This window comes from Acinetobacter sp. 'aerobic (ED)' (genome assembly GCF_904886855.1).
Classification (GTDB): domain Bacteria; phylum Pseudomonadota; class Gammaproteobacteria; order Pseudomonadales; family Moraxellaceae; genus Acinetobacter; species Acinetobacter courvalinii.
Map to the genome: position 1 here is coordinate 454,878 of NZ_CAJHGI010000002.1, position 18,520 is coordinate 473,397.

An 18,520-nucleotide genomic window follows, 5' to 3' on the forward strand; every position below is an offset into this window, starting at 1 on the left:
ATAAACCCAGTATCGATTACCAACGTTCCATATAAGGTCGAAGATCAAGTTCATGGGTCCAGGCATCACGAGGCTGTTGAGTTAAATACCAGTAGTTTTCTGCTATATGAGCGGGGTTCAAAATTCCATCTTGTTCTTTCAGTGCGTAAGCCTCAGGAAAAGTCTCTTTGATAAAAGCAGTATCAATAGCTCCATCTACTACCACATGGGCCACATGAATATTTTTAGGACCTAATTCTCTTGCCATACTTTGCGCTAATGCCCGTAAGCCATGTTTAGCCCCTGAAAATGCGGCAAAATTTGCTGAACCCCGCAATCCTGCTGTTGCACCTGTAAAGATAATGGTACCTTTTTGGCGTGGAACCATACGTTTAGCAACTTCTCGTCCTACTAGGAATCCCCCAAAACATGCCATTTCCCAGATCTTGAAATATTTTTGAGCTGTTTCTTCTAAAATACTGCATGGAACATTCGCTCCAATATTGAAGACCATGACTTCAATTGGACCAATCGTTGATTCAATTTTTTCGATTAATTCTATAACTTGTTCTTCTTTTCGTGCATCTGAGGCAAAGCCATAAGCCTGACCATTTTCCGATTCAATTTCTTTAATCAGTGGCAACAACTTGTCAGCATTTCGGCGAGTCATACAAGTAATGTAGCCTCCCTGCGCAAAACGCTTTGCAATAGCTCCACCCGTAGCGTCACCTGCCCCAATTACCAAAGCTACTTTATTACCTTGGGTTACTTGTTCATTCTGGACTTCCATTAGCATTCTCCGATAATTGCCCATTAGATAACGATCGTTACCCAATAAAATACTATGTTATATTTATGGTCTAAGCAAATTAATTTTTGGAAATCAGAAATGCGGTATAAAGACGGTTATAAAGTCCAGAAACGTCAAGAACTTATTGCTATCAGCGGGAAGCTAGCAAAAAAACAAGGCTTTTATGCGACTGGGATTGACCGTTTTATGAAAGCAGCAGGCGTGACAAGTGGTAGTTTTTACAAACATTTTTCGTCTAAAAATGATTTATTTAAGGCATTAATTGAAACTGAATCAGAACGTAGTATCCGCATGTGGTGGAATAATCCACATGAGAATGTTGAGGATTGGATTGATTTTGAACTAGATCGCTACCTTTCCCTATCTCACGTAGAACAACCCGAAAATGGATGTTTTCTTCCCTCATTGGCAAATGAGATCGCTCAATCAGATAGTGAAATTCGACGATTGCACCAAAATGAATTAATGAGAGGTCATGCATTATTTGCCAAGAATTTGGGTAGTGAGGAAAAAGCCTGGGCCATGATGAGCCAGTTGGTAGGTACAATCCTCATCGCTCGTAGTATTGAAGATGAAAATCTAAGAATGGTAATTTTAGATTCAAATAAACAATTGATGAAACAGAGTTTAAAAGGTGCTTATACTAAAACTAATAATTTAAAATGAGCTGGTATGTCCCGCTCATTTTTTACTTACTTCATAATCTGAACTGATTGTTTCAATCCCTTCTGAACATAATTCTGTTTACGATTCTGCTGAGGCTGTTATGTTTTCATGTTATCTGCATAAAACTTAACGACAATATCTAGCTCTTCTTCGCTTCCTGCCTGAAAGCAGGCTTTGCCATAATCCTGCCTAATATGATTTAAAACTTCTAAATAAAACCTTAAGTCTTAGTTATTCGAGTTAGTAAGATTAGCTGAATTAATAGTTTCTTATCCATCGGGTTATAAAACATCTTTTGCTTCTATATCAGTAAGATACTCTCTATCCATTATTCTTATGGTTTTATTCTTGAAATGAATAACATTTAACTTTGATAAATCTTTAAGTATACGATTTAGTTGTCTGGTCGAAATTCCTAATAAAGCAGCAATTGAGTCTCGTTTTTCCAAGTGAATAACGCTCCCCTCGGTTTCAGCCCTCACAGATAAATATTTACGAACTTTAGTTAATGCTGGAAGCGTTGCATTTGTTAACAGTTGAGTTGAAGCATACAACTTTTTACTAAGTTGTATGCAGATAAAGCTAAGAAAAGCTGGATCCTTAAACGCATATTGCTCAATTTTACTCAGAGAGATCTCAAGAAGATCCACTTTTGTAATCGCAGTTACCGTACTCACGGTACCTATATTGTTATCTAAAAAAAGCTCCAAATCCCCAATCACGGAAAAAGCTCTTTCAATAGAGAATACAGCACAACTTCCGTCCTTTTGGTAATTTTCTACTTGCAACTTACCCATTACAAGTAAATACAGACTATTTAGCGCCCCCCCTTGAGCAACTAAATATTCCCCTGATTCCAATTGTTTTAATTGAAGGTTTTCTAGCAATATGGGAGTGAAATATCGAGATAAAGCAAACCTATCGATATAATTCTGCACTAACTCATGGTTACCAACAGTCTTCATCTTTTGTCACTGCTCCTCTAAAGCTCTCTACGTTATAAAAAGTCTCTATCAATATTTAAATATTATCCCAGTGGATACAAGGACATACATAGTTGATAAACTCAAATTTTCACTTTTAGACCATTCATTTTACTCTTAACCCAAAAAAGGTCATCTGTCCTTTTTTGATTTTAATTTGAAGCATAAGCTGTAGAACATATTTCAATAAGCTGAGTTACATCACTACGAGGTTTTTAGTGGTTCAAATAATATTTCGATTGATCGATTTGCGATGACACAAATTGAAAGCGATAGTGAAAATTCATTTGGACATTATTCTAATAATTCTCTCTATCTAGCACATAAACCGTTAGAGGTTCTTACGACTCGAATCAAATTGAACCATTTAAAAAGTATTTATTTAGCTTATTCAGTTAGTTTTAATTCTTCATTAGTAGAGAAACCTATGAAAATATTTGATCCTCAAAAATTAGCTAAGGTTGAGTTGCATGTTCATCTAGACACAAGCCTTAGCTATTATTGTGCTAAGCAACTTCTTCCTGAGATGGATCTGAAAACATTTAGGGATACTTTTATCGCTCCTAATAAGTGTAAAGATCTAGGGGATTTTTTGAGTAAAATAGAACCTACTCTAAATATTTTACAAACAAAATTAGCTATCACATTGGCAGTAGATGATCTTTTTGATCAACTTAAAGCTGACAATGTCATTTATGCTGAATTTCGTTTCGCTCCTTTATTACATACGCGATTAGGATTATCAGCAGAAGATGTAACTCAAACTGCACTCGATGCCATGCACAAAGCATCGGCGAAACATGAAATAGAGGCTGGACTACTTTTATGTACACTCAGGCACTTTAATGCTGAAGAAAGCATGAAAACGGCAAAGCTGGTCACCAGCTTTATGAATCAGGGCGTTGTTGGCCTTGATTTGGCTGCAGATGAAGCGCGATACCCACTTGACAATCATATCGCAGCTTTTAAACATGTTAGAGATTTGGGTGGTAATGTAATCGCACATGCAGGGGAAGCTAAGGGTGCAGAAAGTGTCATAGAAGTACTAGACAAATTAAAAGTAACCCGTGTTGGTCACGGCGTACGATGTATAGAGAATGAAGCTGTAGTAACGAGATTACGACAGCAGAATGTATTACTCGAGATCTGTCCAAGCTGCAATATCGTATGTAATGTATTTGAAAATATCGGAAGTCATTCGGTTCAGAAGCTTAAGCAAGCGGGCGTTAGATTAAGTATTAATACAGATGCCCGAACTATAGCCCATACAACCTTAAATGAAGAATATCAGCTACTACATGATATGTTTGGTTGGCAGAATGAAGACTTTATTCAAACAAACATCGATGCTTTAAACGCAAGCTTCATCTCATCTGAAACTCGAGATAAGTTACTTCCCCTCGTCCAAACGTACTGATAACTATCAGAGTGTTATTCATTTTCTGATAAATCAATCTGCATTGTAAAATCTAAACAGGAAAGCTTAATGAATACTGATCTTATTAAAGGACGTTTACTCTTTTTGAAGGAAGCTGAAAATCTTAAAAATGTCATGCGTTCCTCCCACACATCGAATGGCCGAAGTGAAAGTACAGCGGAGCATACATGGAGACTCGCCTTATTAGCACTTGTATTTGAAGATGAGTTGAACTATCTCGACTTTTCAAGAGTTTTAAAGATGTGTCTTGTTCATGATTTAGGCGAGACAATCCATGGTGATATTCCTGCGACTGAAAAGCAAAGTCATCCAGATAAAGAAGCTCAAGAACGTAATGTTCTATTATTACTTACCCAGCCCCTTGATGCGCCCCTTAGAAATTCCTTACTGGAGTTATGGGAAGAATATGAAGCAGGTCAAACGCAAGAAGCAATTGCGGTAAAGGCTTTAGATAAGCTAGAGACAATTTTACAGCACAATCAAGGTATGAATCCTGACGATTTTGATTATGAGTTCAATCTTAGTTATGGTGAAAAATACACAGATAAACATCCATTGTTTAAAAGTATCCGTGTTTTACTCGATGCTGAAACACTGGAAAAAATGAATCGTTAGCTTTATGCGTGCTCACTTTTAACTTTAAAGCTATCAAGGTAATTTTGAAATGGATTCGTTTGAATATAGATAGCTTTATAACGAAATTTTACCTACATTTTTGGTTTACTACAAAAATAAGCCAGCATATCTCGGTACTATGCTGGTTTATTCTTAATGATTTATATCAGACTAGAATTAAGCAAAAGAAGCTGTTAAAGCCGGAAAAAGTGACTGAGTAAACTGTCTAGTTCCCCACAAACCAGCTTGCGTATTATGGATATGAGGTGCGAGATAAGGTATTAACATATTCATACGCTTTTGAAAATCCGCCTCATTATTATAAGATTTTTTAAGAAAAGTCAGTTCAAAATCAAACGTATTTTCTAAGTTCTCTTGAATAACATTTCCATGATTAGGTTGCCGATTCCATCCCTTGAGATTCGTTGTACAAGTGTTATCTGAACCTTGAATCCAATCATAGATCATCTGTTTTTCAGGATAACTGAAAACACCAAACATCTTACCGCGATCATCATCAATCAGTTTCCAAAAACGGCTTTCCTGCACATCTTCGCCTAACTTAATCCAGTTTTTACGAATCAAAGCGTCCAAAAAGGCGACTACACTTTCATCATCCCGCAACCATTCATTAATGTGGCGATTCTCTATACGACATTTATCACCATGAATAAAGCGGCCTACTTTAGCTTTTTTAATTAAGATCTTTTCGACATTGTTGCGAAGATCAAGATTTTTTATGATCTCGTTAGAACCAATACCTACATCATTTAGGTAGTATCCAATTTTTACACGGCGAAGAAATTCTTCTTTATCCTGATAGCATTCGGCAACTTTAAATACACCTTGCAAGGCTTTTTGAGCGTGGCCATTATCAAAATTATCAATCGTAATATGCAAATTAAAATAGTGTGAATCAATGCCCAGCTCTTTCAATTCATAATTACTGACGAGTAAATGCAATGGAAGCTGCTCATAGCCTAAATTGAAACCTAAAATTTCTGGTATATATTCAGCTGGTGCATAGGCCAATGCAAGTTGTACTGCTGCCTGAATATAATGTTCATCACTCAAAAAATTCTCAAAATCATTTAATTCCAGCTGATCCAGCAATTGCTGATAAAGACAAATATGATTGAGTGTTGGTGAACCGGTCCCTAGTTCGTCTAAATAGATCGAAATAGCTTCACTATACAGTGGATTTTGCCAATATTTACATAAACTATATAACCAGGATCCATCGACCATTTTTGTCGGGCTAATTTTGATTAAAAATTCTAGCGCTTCACCAACATTGGCAAAATATTCACGCCCTCCTTTTTGTTTTCTACGCTCCAGATAAGCCTGAAATGATTCACACGCCTGAATGTTCTTGTTCTTAAGCCAAGACCCTAAATCCTCTAACTTTTCAGGAAATTTTTGTTCATCTATGCGTCGAGCCTGCATAAATCGGTGTAAGCAAATTTCAGCAAATTTTTCCTTTTCAACTGTATCCCGCCCATGCTCATTAAAAAATCTGACGATTTCTCTATAAGATAATGCCATGCTTTTCTGATGATTCGGCTTTCGTACTGGTTGCATTGTTGTAGTAACCATATCCTATTATCTCTTTTACTGCACTCTATTAAGAAAAACGTATTTACTTGTCTTTTTAAACAAACGTTATGTTATCTCTAAGTTAAGAATGCATAAAAATACTGCCTATGATAACCATTTCTTACATTTCAATATTTTGTCATCTTTAAGCTTAAGAAAGATTATTTTTTTTGAAATCTGCACTATCAAAATATGAAACGATCTCCTTATAGGCATTGCTAATATTATTTTTGGCAAATATTTCATGATCCTCAACTTGTGGCAAATTTCTTTTACCTTTAAATGTAAACGTAAAGTCTTCAGGTATATTTTTGTATAAAGGAGGTAGCTTCTTAGCTCCACCATCTGTCATTTTTTCTATAAATCCAGCCAACCAAAGTATAAATTCTCCTTTATTTTTGTAATTAGGAATTAAACTCAGATCAAACTCAGACTCTCTCTGCTGAGCTTTTATAAGCCCTTGCTCCATATCAATAAAATTTACTAAGAGTTTGAGTTCTGTATCTTTTAGAACCTTTCTTAATCCCTTAAAAATTAAATTAACTAGTTCTTGAGAGTCATAAGTAAAAGATTGTTTTTCCTCAAGTAAACTATATAATTTGTCAGCTAAGCGTAGATATTGTGCCATTCTTATTATCCTGAAGTTTTAACTTATTCAAATTAAAGTATGACTTTTCAAGTATTAATAAATGTAAAGGTTTAAGTGTTGTATGTTTTTACTATAGTATTAATGTAAGTAACAAAAAATAAAAATCACATTATTTTTATTTTGTGTGATGCATTGAATGAAATTTAAGCTTTAAAATAATAAAATATTACAACTATTTTTCAATGTTTAAAATTTACACATCTAAAGCTTAGTATAAAGGTCGACTTTAAAAAAGTAAAACAATATTTAGCGCCATCATATAAACTTATATTTTTTTATTTTATATCAATCAATTAAACCTACGTTAATACTTTTATAACCATAATAAATAAATTACTACTCATCTCCACCATTTGTTACTAAAAAATCTTTATTTTTATGGATTAGAGAAGGATTTTTTGAAATAGGAATAAAAAAGATGGATCTTTTTAAAATTTTTATTGGTGATACTACTTGGAGCTTTACTTTAGAAATCATAATCCGATGTCTGGTTATGTTCTTTGTGATTATCAGTTTTTTAAGATTGTCTGGTAAACGTGGTATTCGACAGCTCTCGATTTTCGAACTTGCAATAATTTTATGTTTAGGTTCGGCAGCGGGTGATCCAATGTTTACGGAAGATATCCCAATCATCCATGCCGTAACTGTATTTATTATTATTCTATCTCTCTACCGGCTGACCACCTGGAGCATGGTAAAACAAAAAAAGATAGAGGACCTATTAGAAGGAAAAGCTCTTTGTGTAGTTAAGGACGGTCTCCTTGTCTATAAGGACTTTCTTAAACAAAGTTATTCTCATGATGAGTTCTTTTCAGAAATGCGCCAACAAAATGTTGAGCATTTAGGTCAAATTAGAACGGCCCTTCTCGAGACAGATGGTGCATTAAGCTTGCTCTTTTATGAAGATAGAGAGGTGAAATGGGGCTTACCTCTTTTCCCAGAACATTACTGTAAAGCAACTACGCTTAAGTTAAATACTTTTTATTCTTGTATGAAGTGTGGTGAAACTAAAATATTAAATGCAATCGATCAGGAATGTACTCGCTGTAAACATCATAGCTGGGCTGAGTCTTTACGTACCTATCGTATTGGTTAATCAATTCATATATTGAATGCTCGCATATGCTATGCTAGTGCCTGCAGCAATAAATTACTTTTTAAGAAGAGTTCTCTCTCTGCTGCACGACAACGAACCGAGCCTTTCATTATCTGTCTACCTCATTTGTCTGGTTAGTTCCAGATTGACTAGCCCTCCTCCCAAGAAGATAAAGAAATAGGAACGGTTGATAAAAGCAATGGAATTTGCTCACTAGATGTCTGAAAAAAGATAGGGATAGGCCCTTACTTTGTGCCTAATATTTTAGTCGTATTTTTTGAGAAGCTCTTTGTTATGAATTTCAAACCTCCGCTTATTTCCGGTAAATTTCACCGGTCATTTCTTCTACCCAAATATTGGTTTATATGGATTGCCATTGGTTTGTTAATATTTTTGTCGTATTTACCATGGGCAATACAATGGCGTCTAGCAAAAATACTATCAAAAGTAACATGGAAAATCTTAGGGTCACGACGTAGAACAACTCTTCAGAATTTACACTTATGTTTCCCACATAAAACATTAAATGAAATTGAATTAGATGCTAAACAAGTTTTTTTTTAATGGAATCCTCGGATATTTTGAGGCTGTAAATTCCTGGTATTCTCCCCAATGGTTTGCTAATAGAATTCATATACATGGGATAGAAAATCTTAAAAAGCATAGAGGGAAAGGAATTTTATTGCTCGGAAGCCATACTACACTTTTAGATGCTGGAGGATTTGTATGCAGCCAGTATTTCAATTTAGATGTTGTATATAGACCCCAAAACAATTTTCTCTTAGATTTTTTGATCACTAAATGTCGCTCTAGAATTTATCAGAATCAAATTTCTAAGAATGACATGAAGGATCTCATTAAAAACTTAAAGCACGGACATGCTATTTGGTACAGCCCAGATCAAGATTTTGGTTTAAAACAAGGAGTAATGGCTCCTTTCTTCAAAGTTCCTGCAGCTACAATAACAGCGCATAGACGTTTAATGAAAATTACAGATGCAGTAGCGATACCACTATTCTTTTACAGGACTGGTGATTTAAAAAATCCTCAATACCATGTTCTCTTAGAACCCTCGTTAAGTAATTTTCCAAGCGATGATGAATTAATGGATGCCACCCGAGTTAATCAAATACTTGAAAACCAAATTGGAATGTATCCTACACAATACATGTGGTTTCATCGCAGATTTAAGACACGCCCTAGCGGTGAAAAAAGTCTGTACTAAATTATTAAATTCTGCTTATGTATGAAAATAAAAAAGCCCACATATAGTGAGCTTTTTTTAATATATTAGATGGTTTTAATAAAAGTAGCTTGAGGTCCTTTCTTTCCTTGACCAGGAATAAAGCTTACGCGTTGACCTTCATTAAGCACCTTAAAGCCACTGCTTTGGATCTCGCTGAAATGAGCGAATAAATCCTCTCCTGAATCAGCTTGAATAAAACCAAAACCCTTAGCTTCATTGAACCATTTAACTGTACCGGTAGATGTATCAGACATATTTAAAACCTTTAATGTTTTCTTTATTTAAGGATAAGAATATAATTTTCATTATACTTTCACCCAATTAATCTTTATTAAAAAGATACTACAAATGTATAAATTATTCAGGCCAATCGGTAAAGTTGATTAACATCAGTATAGAAGCTTTTCCCATCTAAATTAAAATCAATCTCTTGACCAGAATTTAGAAGTACTCTTTTTCCAACTTCTACCCATTTAGAACCTTGCAATGTATTTTGCTGACGTTTTAACGGAATAATCTGCACACTAATTTCATTACCATTACTGGCTTTGGCTACATGCCATTTATTAATAATTTTTAACACCAAATCACTCATTTCTGAGCTCATGTGAATATTTTGATTTACTATATGCTAGACAGATGAGAAAGGATTACCGCATTTCTAGAATTTAATAATTTTAGCTTTATTTAGGATTATGTAAGCTAGTTTAATTGCTATTTTTTCTTTCCAGAATAACAACTTTAAATATATCACAGAGCAAAATTAATTTAGCCGGTTGGTAGCGGGAGCTGGATTTGAACCAACGACCTTCGGGTTATGAGCCCGACGAGCTACCAGACTGCTCCATCCCGCACCGACAGGTTAGGTTTATAGACTCTTTAACTTAATTAAGCAAGTTTAATATTGATTAATGATCATATAAGCTCAATTAAAGCTCGATTTATCTATTTTCAAGAGACTAATCACATTTTTCAGAACAACTCATGCTTACTTGCCTCGGGAATAGCAAGTAAGTCTAATAAGTTTGCTACTATCCTTATTTCCCTGTCGAAAATGCTCTTCACAAGGACAAGCTATCAAAAATTCTCAATCTATAATTTTTATCTACTTGTCTTTAGCTGATAGTTAGTTGCAGCTATAAACTTAAGAGTATATTGAGAGTCGTAGAACATGGGAAAATTACTCATAATTTTTTAAAGCCGGAACTATCATGATTACATTACACCACTTAAACCAATCACGTTCTTTTCGAATTTTGTGGTTACTTGAAGAAATTAAAGAACCTTATCAGTTGAAATGCTATTATCGAGACTTAACTACTCATTTGGCACCTGGATCACTAAAAAGTATCCATCCTTTAGGAAAATCTCCCGTGATTGAATGGCAAGGTAAAGTCATTGCAGAATCGGGCGCTATAGTAGAGCTATTAATTAAAAAACTTGCCCCTCACCTAGCGCCAGATATAAATGACACTGCCTATGCAGACTATCTGCAATGGATTCATTTCGCAGAAAGCTCTGCCATGGTCCCATTTTTACTAAAAACGTTTAATGCAATAGAAATGAAACAGGGAACCAAATTGGCATTTCTAGAAGACTATGCTCAAGTTGAATTTGATAAAGTCTTTGGTTTTTTAAATGATTATCTAAAGAATAAAGAGTTTTTGGTAGGCGATCGCTTAACTGGAGCTGATTTTATGATGGGATTCGGACTGCATGGCTTAGTCCATAACATGGGCCAAGGTGAAAATTATCCGCATATTCAAAGCTATGTTGAGCGTTTGTCCCTTCTTCCGAGTTGGAAAGCGGCAGAAAAGATTGAAAAAGATAGCTTAATCTTAAAAGATAAAAATTAAATCATTCTCTAAAATATGATAAGTCCCCATATGTACACTTCCCGCGAGTGCAAGTTCTTCCGCACGTGTATGGGGCACGCCTAGTTTTTTGAATAAAGCTGTTAGAGCTCCACAGCCAACAATGTCATCATCATTAAGACTTAATGCTTTCTGTAAATTTTTTAATGCTCATCACTTTTCATTAGACATAAAAAAACCGCCTTATGGCGGTTTAGAGTTGGTTTTCTATTTATAGATGAGATAACGTCCATCTATGACTTGATTTAATCTTGGTGCTTTTAACAGCTCTTGCAGCTTATCTGGTAAGAGGTCCTCATCTTCTAGATACAGCCATTTAGTTTCTTGAGTAATTACAACTTGACCATTTTCACTGTAAAAAACCTTAGGATCCTTTAATGATCTAATTTTAATCATCTCTCCCGTTGCATTATCCTGCAAGGTGATGATGGGCATTGAAAGCTCCTGTGTGGAGAGCCATTGTACCTTTTAAAGCAAAGACCAAATGATGTTAAATGTAAGGATTAAAATTTACCATTGAAATTCTTACTTTATAGTTGTGCTTAATTAGGGCTATCTTTATTCTTCTCCTGCTTAGAAATACCGAAGCAGAATCCACATGCGGTATCATTGCTCTAGCAATAAAGCCCAATGCTGTATTAATCAGGTTGCTGTGCAAGCTGGCATGCTGATCATCCTGACGTGCACGAAGGGCTACACTGAATCTCTAATTATTACTGTCAATGACTTTCGCACCGGCTTCGAGTGCTGAGTTTTTCTGGACATCCATTTCCTTCTTGGCCATATCGATCCCATCACCAGATATCTCCAAATATATGCAAGTTGAATCCTTAGGTAAATTCCAGACTGCCATGACTCCCGTCACACTAATATCAGACTCATCATTCCGACTGCTGATCCAAGGTTGAGAATGTGCTGTAGGTGGTGCAATAGACGTGCAAAAGCCCACCTTCCGATGAGCTTCATAATTAAAAAATTAAGATAGATAGTTGTCTCTTTATACGGAACTTGTGCACATGAGCAAAACCAAGATTGCTTACCCATACTTATTTTATAAAAAAACCGCCGAAGCGGATCTTTTATTTTATATAGTAGCTACTACCATCAGAACTATTAAAAACCCAATCTAAGGTAGGATAAATAATTTCACCTTTAATCAAAATATATTCAATTTTTGCACTTTGGATACGTTTTCTTGAAAGTGTAACTTCTGTATTTTCTTCTAGATAGCATGCCTGTGCACTTCTCTCGCTCCCCTGATAATCAACAACTGTAATATCTTTTAGCATCAATGTGCTCCAGTTTAATCAATCATACTATGCTTAGCTGCAGACTAATACAAACTATAATTTTAAACCTATCAACATTCTTCAATGTTTCTATGTACCTATACATTAAACTTTTGATGAGCCGTATTTTTTGTGAGAGAAATTATGAAAGATATGGGTATTTTTTGGCTAAGTAACTATTCGCAATCCGTGTTGTTACTGCATATGGCAATTCAGCACAAAGCCAAAAACGATATGTATTTTCACCAATGATATAGCTTTGCCGGTTGTATGTAGACTGTTTACTAGAATCTATCTCGCTTGCTTTAAAGTATGTTCCTTCACGGTTAGTCACTACTATACCGTCTAAATCACCACCTATACAGATGTGCATCATACTTATCCTTAAAGTTATGATTCACAGCTTAACACATAAAGCAAAAAGCCCTGCCAAAAACATGCATATCAGCATTGGTTTTTATCAACTACGAATATGACTTACAACTTTAAACCTTAAAGAAGTGCTTGACTCTTTAATGGGATAGACATCTCTTCCTTCTTTCAGAATTCTTTTACGTCTCTCATGAGCTGCCTCATATTTAGCAGTAATCAAACTTTCTTCCTCTTGATCCGGGTCAGGGATGTATTCAATCACTCTACTCATCCTTTTTTAAATTCCTGCTCACAGTATTGATAAAACATGTTCTTAAAAGATGCAAGTAATTTACATGTTATAGCCAAGATAAAATTTTTATTTAATTGAATACAGCAATGAAGGCTCTATCGTTCCTTCATCAGTACATAGAACTCAAAAGAGCGGTGTTACTTAGCGCTGCAATCGAAATTTTTGGCGCGAATGTTTTTCTGTAATATTAGACTACGTCTTTCCAAAATCTACGTATTCAGGATTAAAAGGATAGTCACACATTGACTAATGGTCAAATTTCAAACAGACAAAAAGGAAACTACTTTGTGCTCATTGTTGATTTTCTTAGAACTAAGTCACATTTTCTTTAAAAAAAGATAAACATCTTGTGCATTGAAGAAATTTATGAAAATATAATTTCGTTTTAATGCTAGGGATGAGCATAGGAAAATTTTATTCTTAGGCGTTTAATACTTAAATATAAAGATAGCCCTCATCATAACAAAAATGTCTTAATTATAGAATATATGGAGATTTTTTATGAATTTTTTTAAAATTCCTGTTATTTCTTTAACGGTCTTAGTTGTTCATCTGACTCATGCAGCAACATCTACCCCAAGTCTTCCACAGAATGCTTCTCAAGCATCAGGAATTATAAAAAACCAATATATTGTTATACTGAATAAGGAAGCAGGTTCTTCTACTGATTTTGCTCAAAATGTTATTAGAACACATGGTGGGAAAGTACTGCATTCTTACAACAATGTGTTTCAGGGCTTTGCAGTCTATTTACCAGAGGCCGCGGCTTCCGCTTTCATTGAAGCAATGAAGAAAAATCCCAAAGTACTTTCTGTAGAAAACGATTCAATTATGAAAATTGACGCGACCACACAAAGTAATCCTGATTGGGGATTAGATCGTATTGATCAAAAATCCCTACCTTTAAACTCTTCTTATTCTTACACGCAAACAGGTTCCGGAGTTACCGCCTATATCGTTGATACCGGCATTCTATCTACCCATCAACAATTTACTGGACGGGTTCTGGCTGGTTATACCGCAATCTCTGACGGAAAAGGCACCAACGATTGTAATGGTCATGGCACCCATGTGGCTGGTACTGTAGGTGGTAGCACCTATGGGGTTGCTAAAAATGTAAATCTGGTTCCGGTTCGGATTTTTGGATGCGACGGATCGGGTGCATCAAGTAATGTGATTGCAGGATTAGACTGGATACTGAAAAACGGGAAAAAACCTGCCGTTGTTAATATGTCCTTAGGGGGGTCGGCAAATGCTTCTTTAGACTCGGCAGTTGAAAATTTATTTAACAATGGTTATGTCATGGTGGTAGCCGCAGGAAACTCTAATACAGATGCATGCAGCTCTTCACCGGCCAGAGTCAGTAAAGCTGTTACCGTGGCCGCGACAGATGCGACTGATACTCGGGCGAGTTATTCCAATTATGGAAGCTGCGTTGACATTTTTGCACCGGGCAGCCAGATTAACTCTTCCTGGATAGGAGGAAATACGGCGACAAAAGTGTTAAATGGAACCTCTATGGCAACGCCTCATGTTGCGGGCGTAGTTGCAGAAATGTTACAAAGCACACCGACAGCCGCACCTGAAACCGTTTCTACAACTCTGATCAATCAGGCGAGTAGTAATATGGTAAAAAATCCTTCTGGCAGCCCAAACCGATTATTATATAAATCGCCCTAAATGATTTTAGCCCATTAATACAAAGACCACCTTATTTTTGCCAATAAGGTGGCGAACCATAGACCTCTGAAAAATAGTCAATTATTACTCGTATATTCAGCGGTGGATGTCTCACATTTGGATAAATAGCTGCTATATGCTGGGTGTGCGGCTTAATTGATACCTCGTACTGAGGTAAAAGCTGAATAAGCTCTCCTTTCTTTAAAGCCTCTCCAATAAGCCAATCAGGAAATAAAACCATCCCCATACCACCAAGCGCTGCGGTCATTAAACTTTCGGCATTATTTGAACTCAGGGCTGGTATAACCGGATAGTGTATCCATTCGTTATCACCCATTTTGAATAGCCACCGATTGGGCCCTTCAAAGCCACTATATACTAGACATTTATGCTGATTGATTTGTGCCGGGTTCTCTATAATTCCATATTTGGCAATATATTGGGTAGAGGCAGCCAAATGATATTTTTGTATTCCAAAAATTCGTGCATGAAGTGAAGAGTCTGTAAGTGTCCCTATGCGGAAAATGAGATCAGTAGTTTCCCGAAATGGATCTATAAATTCGTCTGTCTGTACCAACTCAATCAATAAACGCGGATAACGTTCTGATAATCCAGGCAACCACGGAGCAATATGTCTTTGCCCGAAAAAAACAGGCGCATTAATTCTTATCAGACCAGAGGGCTCAATGGTTTTATCGTGCAATGCTTTTTGAGCCTCATCAAACTGTTCTGTTATTTTTTTAGCATATTCAAAAAATAATTTGCCCGATTCTGTTGGCGTGATGGCCCTTGTATTACGATAAAAAAGTTGCTGCTCCAGTGCATCTTCCAGTTGCAGAATTGTTCGGGAAATCATTGAAGCAGACACATCCTCTTTTCGTGCAACAACAGAAAAATTTTGAGCATTATAAACACTTATAAAAAAGCGTAGAGTTCGGATATCAATCGAATTTGCAAGATTCATTTGTGCAATTTCTGCAATAGTGATTCATGAATTATGCTATTTTTTCACTCAGTTAACCATCCTAATATTCATCGCCTCGACCAGTTGAGGCAATTTAAATGCAAATTTTCTTATTATTCTTAGCAATCTTGGGTGGAATGGGCTTATCCGTAGAAGCTGGATTATTAGGCCCCCTCGGCACAGAGGTTGGAACACTGTGGGCCACTTTAAGTATCTTTGCCGTAGGAGCGGCACTCACTTTTTTATTAATGTTATTTTTTAGTCCGCGCGACAGCCCTTCATTTTTCACTCTCCCATCCTGGCAATTGCTGGGCGGAGTAATTGGTCCTATCTACGTCATTATTCTCACCACTACTGCGCCAATCATTGGTGTTGCCATGACCATGATTGGTATTTTGGCTGGTCAGGTCTTTAAAAGTATTATTATTGATCATTATGGCTTGCTAGGTAGCCCGCAAAGAAAAGTTGATCGTAAACGTCTTTTTGCACTGCTTTCAATTGTGATAGCTCTTTTATTAGTAGCTAAAGCTTAGGAAAATAATATGACTATTTTAATGATTTTATTAGCCGTAATTGGTGGTGGACTTCTTAGCGTTCAGGCTGCAATTAATGGACAGCTTGGAAGCACAGTTGGTGTATTCCGGAGCGCATTTTTAACTTTTTCTGTAGGAGCTTTAATTACAGCATTACTAATTTTTTATTTTGAACCCAAACAGGCTATAACTCTTCTAGAGGTACCTAAATGGCAATTGTTAGGTGCAATGTGTGGGGTGCCCTACATTATAATTATGGTCTTGGCTGTACAAAGAATTGGGACTGCCTTAGCTACGATTGCTGTGATTTTTGGGCAGCTTTTAATGAGTATGCTGATTGATCACTTTGGTTGGCTCGGTAATGTTGCGCTTTCCTTTTCTATATATAGATTAGGAGCACTTATTTTCTTAGGTTTTGCATTATATTTAATTTACTCTAGTAATAAAATTAGGGAAATAAATACATAAAATATATAACTTCCAGAGCTAATAGGAGTGCTAAAGTTCTTATCAGTAGATTTTTTACACCTAACCTCATCTGGATATTGTTCTAAACAATAAAGAAAAATGCAGATGCAAAGATTAATATCATTATCGAACGCCGGCTGTGATGAATAATTAAAATTAAAACGCTCTTTTAAGACTGAAAAGAGCGTTTTAATAATAGATTTAATTCTATGAACCTATATTGAGGGCTGATTCACCCTTTGGGAAAGCTCTTCTGCCGACTCTTTTCGCTCTGAATAACGATCTGTAAGGTATTGACTTTGTCCACGAGTGAGCAAGGTGAATTTATATAGTTCTTCCATTACATCAATAATTCGATCATAGAAGGATGAAGGTTTCATTCTTCCATCTTCTTCAAACTCTAAAAAAGCTTTTGGAATAGATGATTGGTTAGGAATCGTAATCATGCGCATCCAACGGCCTAAAATACGCATCTGGTTTAAGCTGTTGAAGGACTGCGAACCGCCACTAACCTGCATTAATGCCAAAGTTTTTCCTTGCGTTGCGCGAATTGCACCGCCAGCCAAGGGTATCCAGTCAATTTGTGATTTAAAAATCGAACTCATTGAGCCATGACGTTCAGGTGAGCACCACACCATTCCTTCTGCCCAAGCGAGTAAATCATGCAACTCTTTCACCTTTGGATGCTCAGTGTCCGCATCTTCAGGTAAGGGCAAACCTTTAGGATGAAAGATTCTTACTTCTGCACCAAACTGCTCCAAAATACGTCCTGCTTCCATTACTGCCAATCGGCTGTATGAACGCTCACGATTAGAACCATACAGCAGCAAAATACGAGGTGGATGATCCAGCTCCTTTGCCTGTACTTTCTCTAAAGTAGGTTGATCGAGAAGATTCATATCTACATTTGGGAGAGTCATAAAAATTACACCTCTTCTTTAAAAAACTTTTTTCTAAGCCACAAAGACACACTGACTAAAGCAATCAACACAGGTACTTCAACCAATGGACCAATCACTGTGGTAAATGCCACAGGTGAAGCTAAGCCAAAGGTTGCAATTGCGACAGCCAAAGCCAGTTCAAAATTATTCCCAGCAGCAGTAAACGAAATTGCTGTTGTTTTAGGATAGTCATTCCCCATCCATTTGCTCATAAAGAAGCTAATGAAGAACATCACGATAAAGTAAATCGTCAATGGAATAGCAATACGTAAGACATCCATCGGTAAGCTCACCACATCGTTACCTTTTAGGCTAAACATCGCCACAATCGTGAACAATAAAGCCAACAAACTCAGTGGACTGATCTTAGGTAAGAAGACATTTTGATACCACTCCAGACCTTTAGCTTTCACTAGAGTGAATCGCGTAATAAAGCCAAGGAAAAATGGAATTCCCAAATACACTAATACCGCATGGGTAATCGTCCAGAAATCGACATTGATCACTTGCCCCGCAACACCAAAATAAGGTGGTAGGAACGTCAAGAACAACCACGCATACGTACTAAAAAATAAAATTTGGAAGATACTATTAAATGCTACCAATGCAGCTACATATTGGTTATCACCGCAAGCTAAACCATTCCACACCAAGACCATTGCAATACAGCGAGCTAACCCTATCAGGATTAGGCCTGTCATATATTCTGGATAGCTATGCAAAAAAATAATGGCTAATGCAAACATTAGTACCGGTGCTATCACCCAGTTTTGTACCAAAGACAAAGTTAAGGTTTTTTTGTCTTTAAACACTTGTGGTAGGGCTACATAATCCACTTTGGCTAACGGTGGATACATCATCAAAATCAAACCAATCGCAATTGGAATATTGACGGAATCCACACTCATTTTATCTAAAGTGACGGAGGCTTGCGGAAAGAACACACCGATCGCAATCCCCAATGCCATGGCCATAAAAATCCATAGAGTGAGGTTACGATCTAGAAAGGATAATCTTTGTTGAGCCAT

The 18,520-nt window shown here is 36.4% G+C and carries 21 protein-coding genes, 1 tRNA gene and 2 pseudogenes; 9 read left to right on the forward strand and 15 right to left on the reverse strand.

Annotated features, from left to right (window positions below; genetic code table 11):
• Nucleotides 1–16: 16 nt before the first annotated feature.
• Entirely contained in the window at nucleotides 17–769 is a 753-nt protein-coding gene (locus tag JO943_RS05640; RefSeq protein WP_202740211.1) for an SDR family oxidoreductase, read from the reverse strand.
• A 99-nt stretch (nucleotides 770–868) separates the two neighbouring features.
• Between JO943_RS05640 and JO943_RS05645 the strand changes: the two genes are divergently transcribed.
• A complete protein-coding gene (locus JO943_RS05645; protein WP_202740212.1) occupies nucleotides 869–1,456 on the forward strand; it encodes a TetR/AcrR family transcriptional regulator in 588 nt (195 codons plus the stop codon).
• 281 nt (nucleotides 1,457–1,737) lie between these two features.
• Here the strand turns inward: JO943_RS05645 and JO943_RS05650 are convergent, their stop codons facing one another.
• A complete protein-coding gene (locus JO943_RS05650; RefSeq protein ID WP_202740213.1) occupies nucleotides 1,738–2,421 on the reverse strand; it encodes a Crp/Fnr family transcriptional regulator in 684 nt (227 codons plus the stop codon).
• Nucleotides 2,422–2,692: 271 nt separating this feature from the next.
• Here JO943_RS05650 and add point away from each other — a divergent pair, with 271 nt between their 5' ends.
• Both add and JO943_RS05660 read left to right on the forward strand, forming a co-directional pair.
• Entirely contained in the window at nucleotides 2,693–3,856 is a 1,164-nt protein-coding gene (gene add, locus JO943_RS05655) for an adenosine deaminase (protein WP_265102657.1), read from the forward strand.
• Between the two features lie 69 nt (nucleotides 3,857–3,925).
• A complete protein-coding gene (locus JO943_RS05660) occupies nucleotides 3,926–4,492 on the forward strand; it encodes an HD domain-containing protein (RefSeq protein ID WP_202740214.1) in 567 nt (188 codons plus the stop codon).
• 177 nt (nucleotides 4,493–4,669) lie between these two features.
• Here JO943_RS05660 and JO943_RS05665 read toward each other — a convergent pair whose 3' ends face one another.
• On the reverse strand, nucleotides 4,670–6,037 hold the full coding sequence (locus JO943_RS05665) for an iron-containing redox enzyme family protein (RefSeq protein ID WP_227614416.1): 1,368 nt from the start codon (nucleotides 6,035–6,037) through the stop codon (nucleotides 4,670–4,672).
• A 202-nt stretch (nucleotides 6,038–6,239) separates the two neighbouring features.
• Nucleotides 6,240–6,716: a hypothetical protein gene (locus tag JO943_RS05670; protein WP_202740216.1), complete on the reverse strand. Its 477-nt coding sequence runs from the start codon at nucleotides 6,714–6,716 to the stop codon at nucleotides 6,240–6,242.
• Between the two features lie 439 nt (nucleotides 6,717–7,155).
• On the opposite strand from JO943_RS05670, the gene JO943_RS05675 reads away from it, so the two are divergent.
• Entirely contained in the window at nucleotides 7,156–7,833 is a 678-nt protein-coding gene (locus tag JO943_RS05675) for a DUF421 domain-containing protein (RefSeq protein WP_202740217.1), read from the forward strand.
• A gap of 294 nt (nucleotides 7,834–8,127) precedes the next feature.
• Nucleotides 8,128–9,058, forward strand: a pseudogene (locus JO943_RS05680) (lauroyl acyltransferase).
• A 65-nt stretch (nucleotides 9,059–9,123) separates the two neighbouring features.
• Here the strand turns inward: JO943_RS05680 and JO943_RS05685 are convergent.
• The 3 genes from JO943_RS05685 to JO943_RS05695 form a co-directional block, all read right to left on the reverse strand.
• The gene (locus JO943_RS05685; protein ID WP_202740218.1) at nucleotides 9,124–9,333 is read right to left on the reverse strand and encodes a cold-shock protein; all 210 of its coding nucleotides are present in this window, start codon (nucleotides 9,331–9,333) and stop codon (nucleotides 9,124–9,126) included.
• 107 nt (nucleotides 9,334–9,440) lie between these two features.
• Entirely contained in the window at nucleotides 9,441–9,674 is a 234-nt protein-coding gene (locus tag JO943_RS05690) for a transposase (RefSeq protein WP_202740219.1), read from the reverse strand.
• A gap of 182 nt (nucleotides 9,675–9,856) precedes the next feature.
• Nucleotides 9,857–9,933, reverse strand: a tRNA-Met gene (locus JO943_RS05695).
• 357 nt (nucleotides 9,934–10,290) lie between these two features.
• Between JO943_RS05695 and JO943_RS05700 the strand changes: the two genes are divergently transcribed.
• Entirely contained in the window at nucleotides 10,291–10,935 is a 645-nt protein-coding gene (locus JO943_RS05700) for a glutathione S-transferase family protein (RefSeq protein WP_202740220.1), read from the forward strand.
• Nucleotides 10,936–11,160: 225 nt separating this feature from the next.
• Here the strand turns inward: JO943_RS05700 and JO943_RS05705 are convergent, their stop codons facing one another.
• From JO943_RS05705 to JO943_RS05725, 5 genes and pseudogenes are all read right to left on the reverse strand, one after another.
• Complete coding sequence (locus tag JO943_RS05705; protein WP_202740221.1) at nucleotides 11,161–11,388, reverse strand: hypothetical protein; 228 nt, start codon at nucleotides 11,386–11,388, stop codon at nucleotides 11,161–11,163.
• Nucleotides 11,389–11,662: 274 nt separating this feature from the next.
• Nucleotides 11,663–11,905: pseudogene (locus JO943_RS05710) on the reverse strand (hypothetical protein); the annotation flags it as partial.
• Between the two features lie 127 nt (nucleotides 11,906–12,032).
• Nucleotides 12,033–12,242, reverse strand: a complete 210-nt coding sequence (locus JO943_RS05715; RefSeq protein WP_032872106.1) for a hypothetical protein — start codon at nucleotides 12,240–12,242, stop codon at nucleotides 12,033–12,035.
• 142 nt (nucleotides 12,243–12,384) lie between these two features.
• On the reverse strand, nucleotides 12,385–12,615 hold the full coding sequence (locus tag JO943_RS05720; protein WP_202740286.1) for a hypothetical protein: 231 nt from the start codon (nucleotides 12,613–12,615) through the stop codon (nucleotides 12,385–12,387).
• An 87-nt stretch (nucleotides 12,616–12,702) separates the two neighbouring features.
• On the reverse strand, nucleotides 12,703–12,885 hold the full coding sequence (locus tag JO943_RS05725; RefSeq protein ID WP_202740222.1) for a hypothetical protein: 183 nt from the start codon (nucleotides 12,883–12,885) through the stop codon (nucleotides 12,703–12,705).
• A 522-nt stretch (nucleotides 12,886–13,407) separates the two neighbouring features.
• Here JO943_RS05725 and JO943_RS05730 point away from each other — a divergent pair.
• On the forward strand, nucleotides 13,408–14,586 hold the full coding sequence (locus JO943_RS05730) for a S8 family peptidase (RefSeq protein ID WP_202740223.1): 1,179 nt from the start codon (nucleotides 13,408–13,410) through the stop codon (nucleotides 14,584–14,586).
• Nucleotides 14,587–14,617: 31 nt separating this feature from the next.
• On the opposite strand, the gene JO943_RS05735 is transcribed toward JO943_RS05730, so the two are convergent.
• Nucleotides 14,618–15,550 carry a LysR family transcriptional regulator gene (locus JO943_RS05735; protein ID WP_202740224.1) on the reverse strand — a complete coding sequence of 311 codons (933 nt, stop codon included), beginning with the start codon at nucleotides 15,548–15,550 and terminating at the stop codon, nucleotides 14,618–14,620.
• A gap of 98 nt (nucleotides 15,551–15,648) precedes the next feature.
• Here JO943_RS05735 and JO943_RS05740 point away from each other — a divergent pair, with 98 nt between their 5' ends.
• Nucleotides 15,649–16,083, forward strand: a complete 435-nt coding sequence (locus JO943_RS05740; protein ID WP_202740225.1) for a DMT family transporter — start codon at nucleotides 15,649–15,651, stop codon at nucleotides 16,081–16,083.
• Nucleotides 16,084–16,092: 9 nt separating this feature from the next.
• Nucleotides 16,093–16,551 carry a DMT family transporter gene (locus JO943_RS05745; RefSeq protein WP_202740226.1) on the forward strand — a complete coding sequence of 153 codons (459 nt, stop codon included), beginning with the start codon at nucleotides 16,093–16,095 and terminating at the stop codon, nucleotides 16,549–16,551.
• Nucleotides 16,552–16,766: 215 nt separating this feature from the next.
• On the opposite strand, the gene arsH is transcribed toward JO943_RS05745, so the two are convergent.
• Together arsH and arsB are read right to left on the reverse strand one after the other, a co-directional pair.
• A complete protein-coding gene (gene arsH, locus JO943_RS05750; RefSeq protein ID WP_202740227.1) occupies nucleotides 16,767–17,471 on the reverse strand; it encodes an arsenical resistance protein ArsH in 705 nt (234 codons plus the stop codon).
• Nucleotides 17,472–17,476: 5 nt separating this feature from the next.
• Nucleotides 17,477–18,520 carry an ACR3 family arsenite efflux transporter gene (gene arsB, locus JO943_RS05755; RefSeq protein ID WP_202740228.1) on the reverse strand — a complete coding sequence of 348 codons (1,044 nt, stop codon included), beginning with the start codon at nucleotides 18,518–18,520 and terminating at the stop codon, nucleotides 17,477–17,479.

Coding starts and splice junctions, on each gene's coding strand:
- JO943_RS05670 (WP_202740216.1), bottom strand. CDS start 6,716: ATGGCACAATATCTACGCTTAGCTGACAAATTATATAGTTTACTTGAG.
- JO943_RS05665 (WP_227614416.1), bottom strand. CDS start 6,037: ATGGCATTATCTTATAGAGAAATCGTCAGATTTTTTAATGAGCATGGG.
- JO943_RS05715 (WP_032872106.1), bottom strand. CDS start 12,242: ATGCTAAAAGATATTACAGTTGTTGATTATCAGGGGAGCGAGAGAAGT.
- arsH (WP_202740227.1), bottom strand. CDS start 17,471: ATGACTCTCCCAAATGTAGATATGAATCTTCTCGATCAACCTACTTTA.
- JO943_RS05685 (WP_202740218.1), bottom strand. CDS start 9,333: ATGTCTGATACATCTACCGGTACAGTTAAATGGTTCAATGAAGCTAAG.
- JO943_RS05745 (WP_202740226.1), top strand. CDS start 16,093: ATGACTATTTTAATGATTTTATTAGCCGTAATTGGTGGTGGACTTCTT.
- JO943_RS05735 (WP_202740224.1), bottom strand. CDS start 15,550: ATGAATCTTGCAAATTCGATTGATATCCGAACTCTACGCTTTTTTATA.
- JO943_RS05645 (WP_202740212.1), top strand. CDS start 869: ATGCGGTATAAAGACGGTTATAAAGTCCAGAAACGTCAAGAACTTATT.
- JO943_RS05730 (WP_202740223.1), top strand. CDS start 13,408: ATGAATTTTTTTAAAATTCCTGTTATTTCTTTAACGGTCTTAGTTGTT.
- JO943_RS05740 (WP_202740225.1), top strand. CDS start 15,649: ATGCAAATTTTCTTATTATTCTTAGCAATCTTGGGTGGAATGGGCTTA.
- JO943_RS05690 (WP_202740219.1), bottom strand. CDS start 9,674: ATGAGTGATTTGGTGTTAAAAATTATTAATAAATGGCATGTAGCCAAA.
- JO943_RS05660 (WP_202740214.1), top strand. CDS start 3,926: ATGAATACTGATCTTATTAAAGGACGTTTACTCTTTTTGAAGGAAGCT.
- JO943_RS05700 (WP_202740220.1), top strand. CDS start 10,291: ATGATTACATTACACCACTTAAACCAATCACGTTCTTTTCGAATTTTG.
- add (WP_265102657.1), top strand. CDS start 2,693: ATGACACAAATTGAAAGCGATAGTGAAAATTCATTTGGACATTATTCT.
- arsB (WP_202740228.1), bottom strand. CDS start 18,520: ATGGCTCAACAAAGATTATCCTTTCTAGATCGTAACCTCACTCTATGG.
- JO943_RS05640 (WP_202740211.1), bottom strand. CDS start 769: ATGGAAGTCCAGAATGAACAAGTAACCCAAGGTAATAAAGTAGCTTTG.
- JO943_RS05720 (WP_202740286.1), bottom strand. CDS start 12,615: ATGCACATCTGTATAGGTGGTGATTTAGACGGTATAGTAGTGACTAAC.
- JO943_RS05725 (WP_202740222.1), bottom strand. CDS start 12,885: ATGAGTAGAGTGATTGAATACATCCCTGACCCGGATCAAGAGGAAGAA.
- JO943_RS05705 (WP_202740221.1), bottom strand. CDS start 11,388: ATGCCCATCATCACCTTGCAGGATAATGCAACGGGAGAGATGATTAAA.
- JO943_RS05650 (WP_202740213.1), bottom strand. CDS start 2,421: ATGAAGACTGTTGGTAACCATGAGTTAGTGCAGAATTATATCGATAGG.
- JO943_RS05675 (WP_202740217.1), top strand. CDS start 7,156: ATGGATCTTTTTAAAATTTTTATTGGTGATACTACTTGGAGCTTTACT.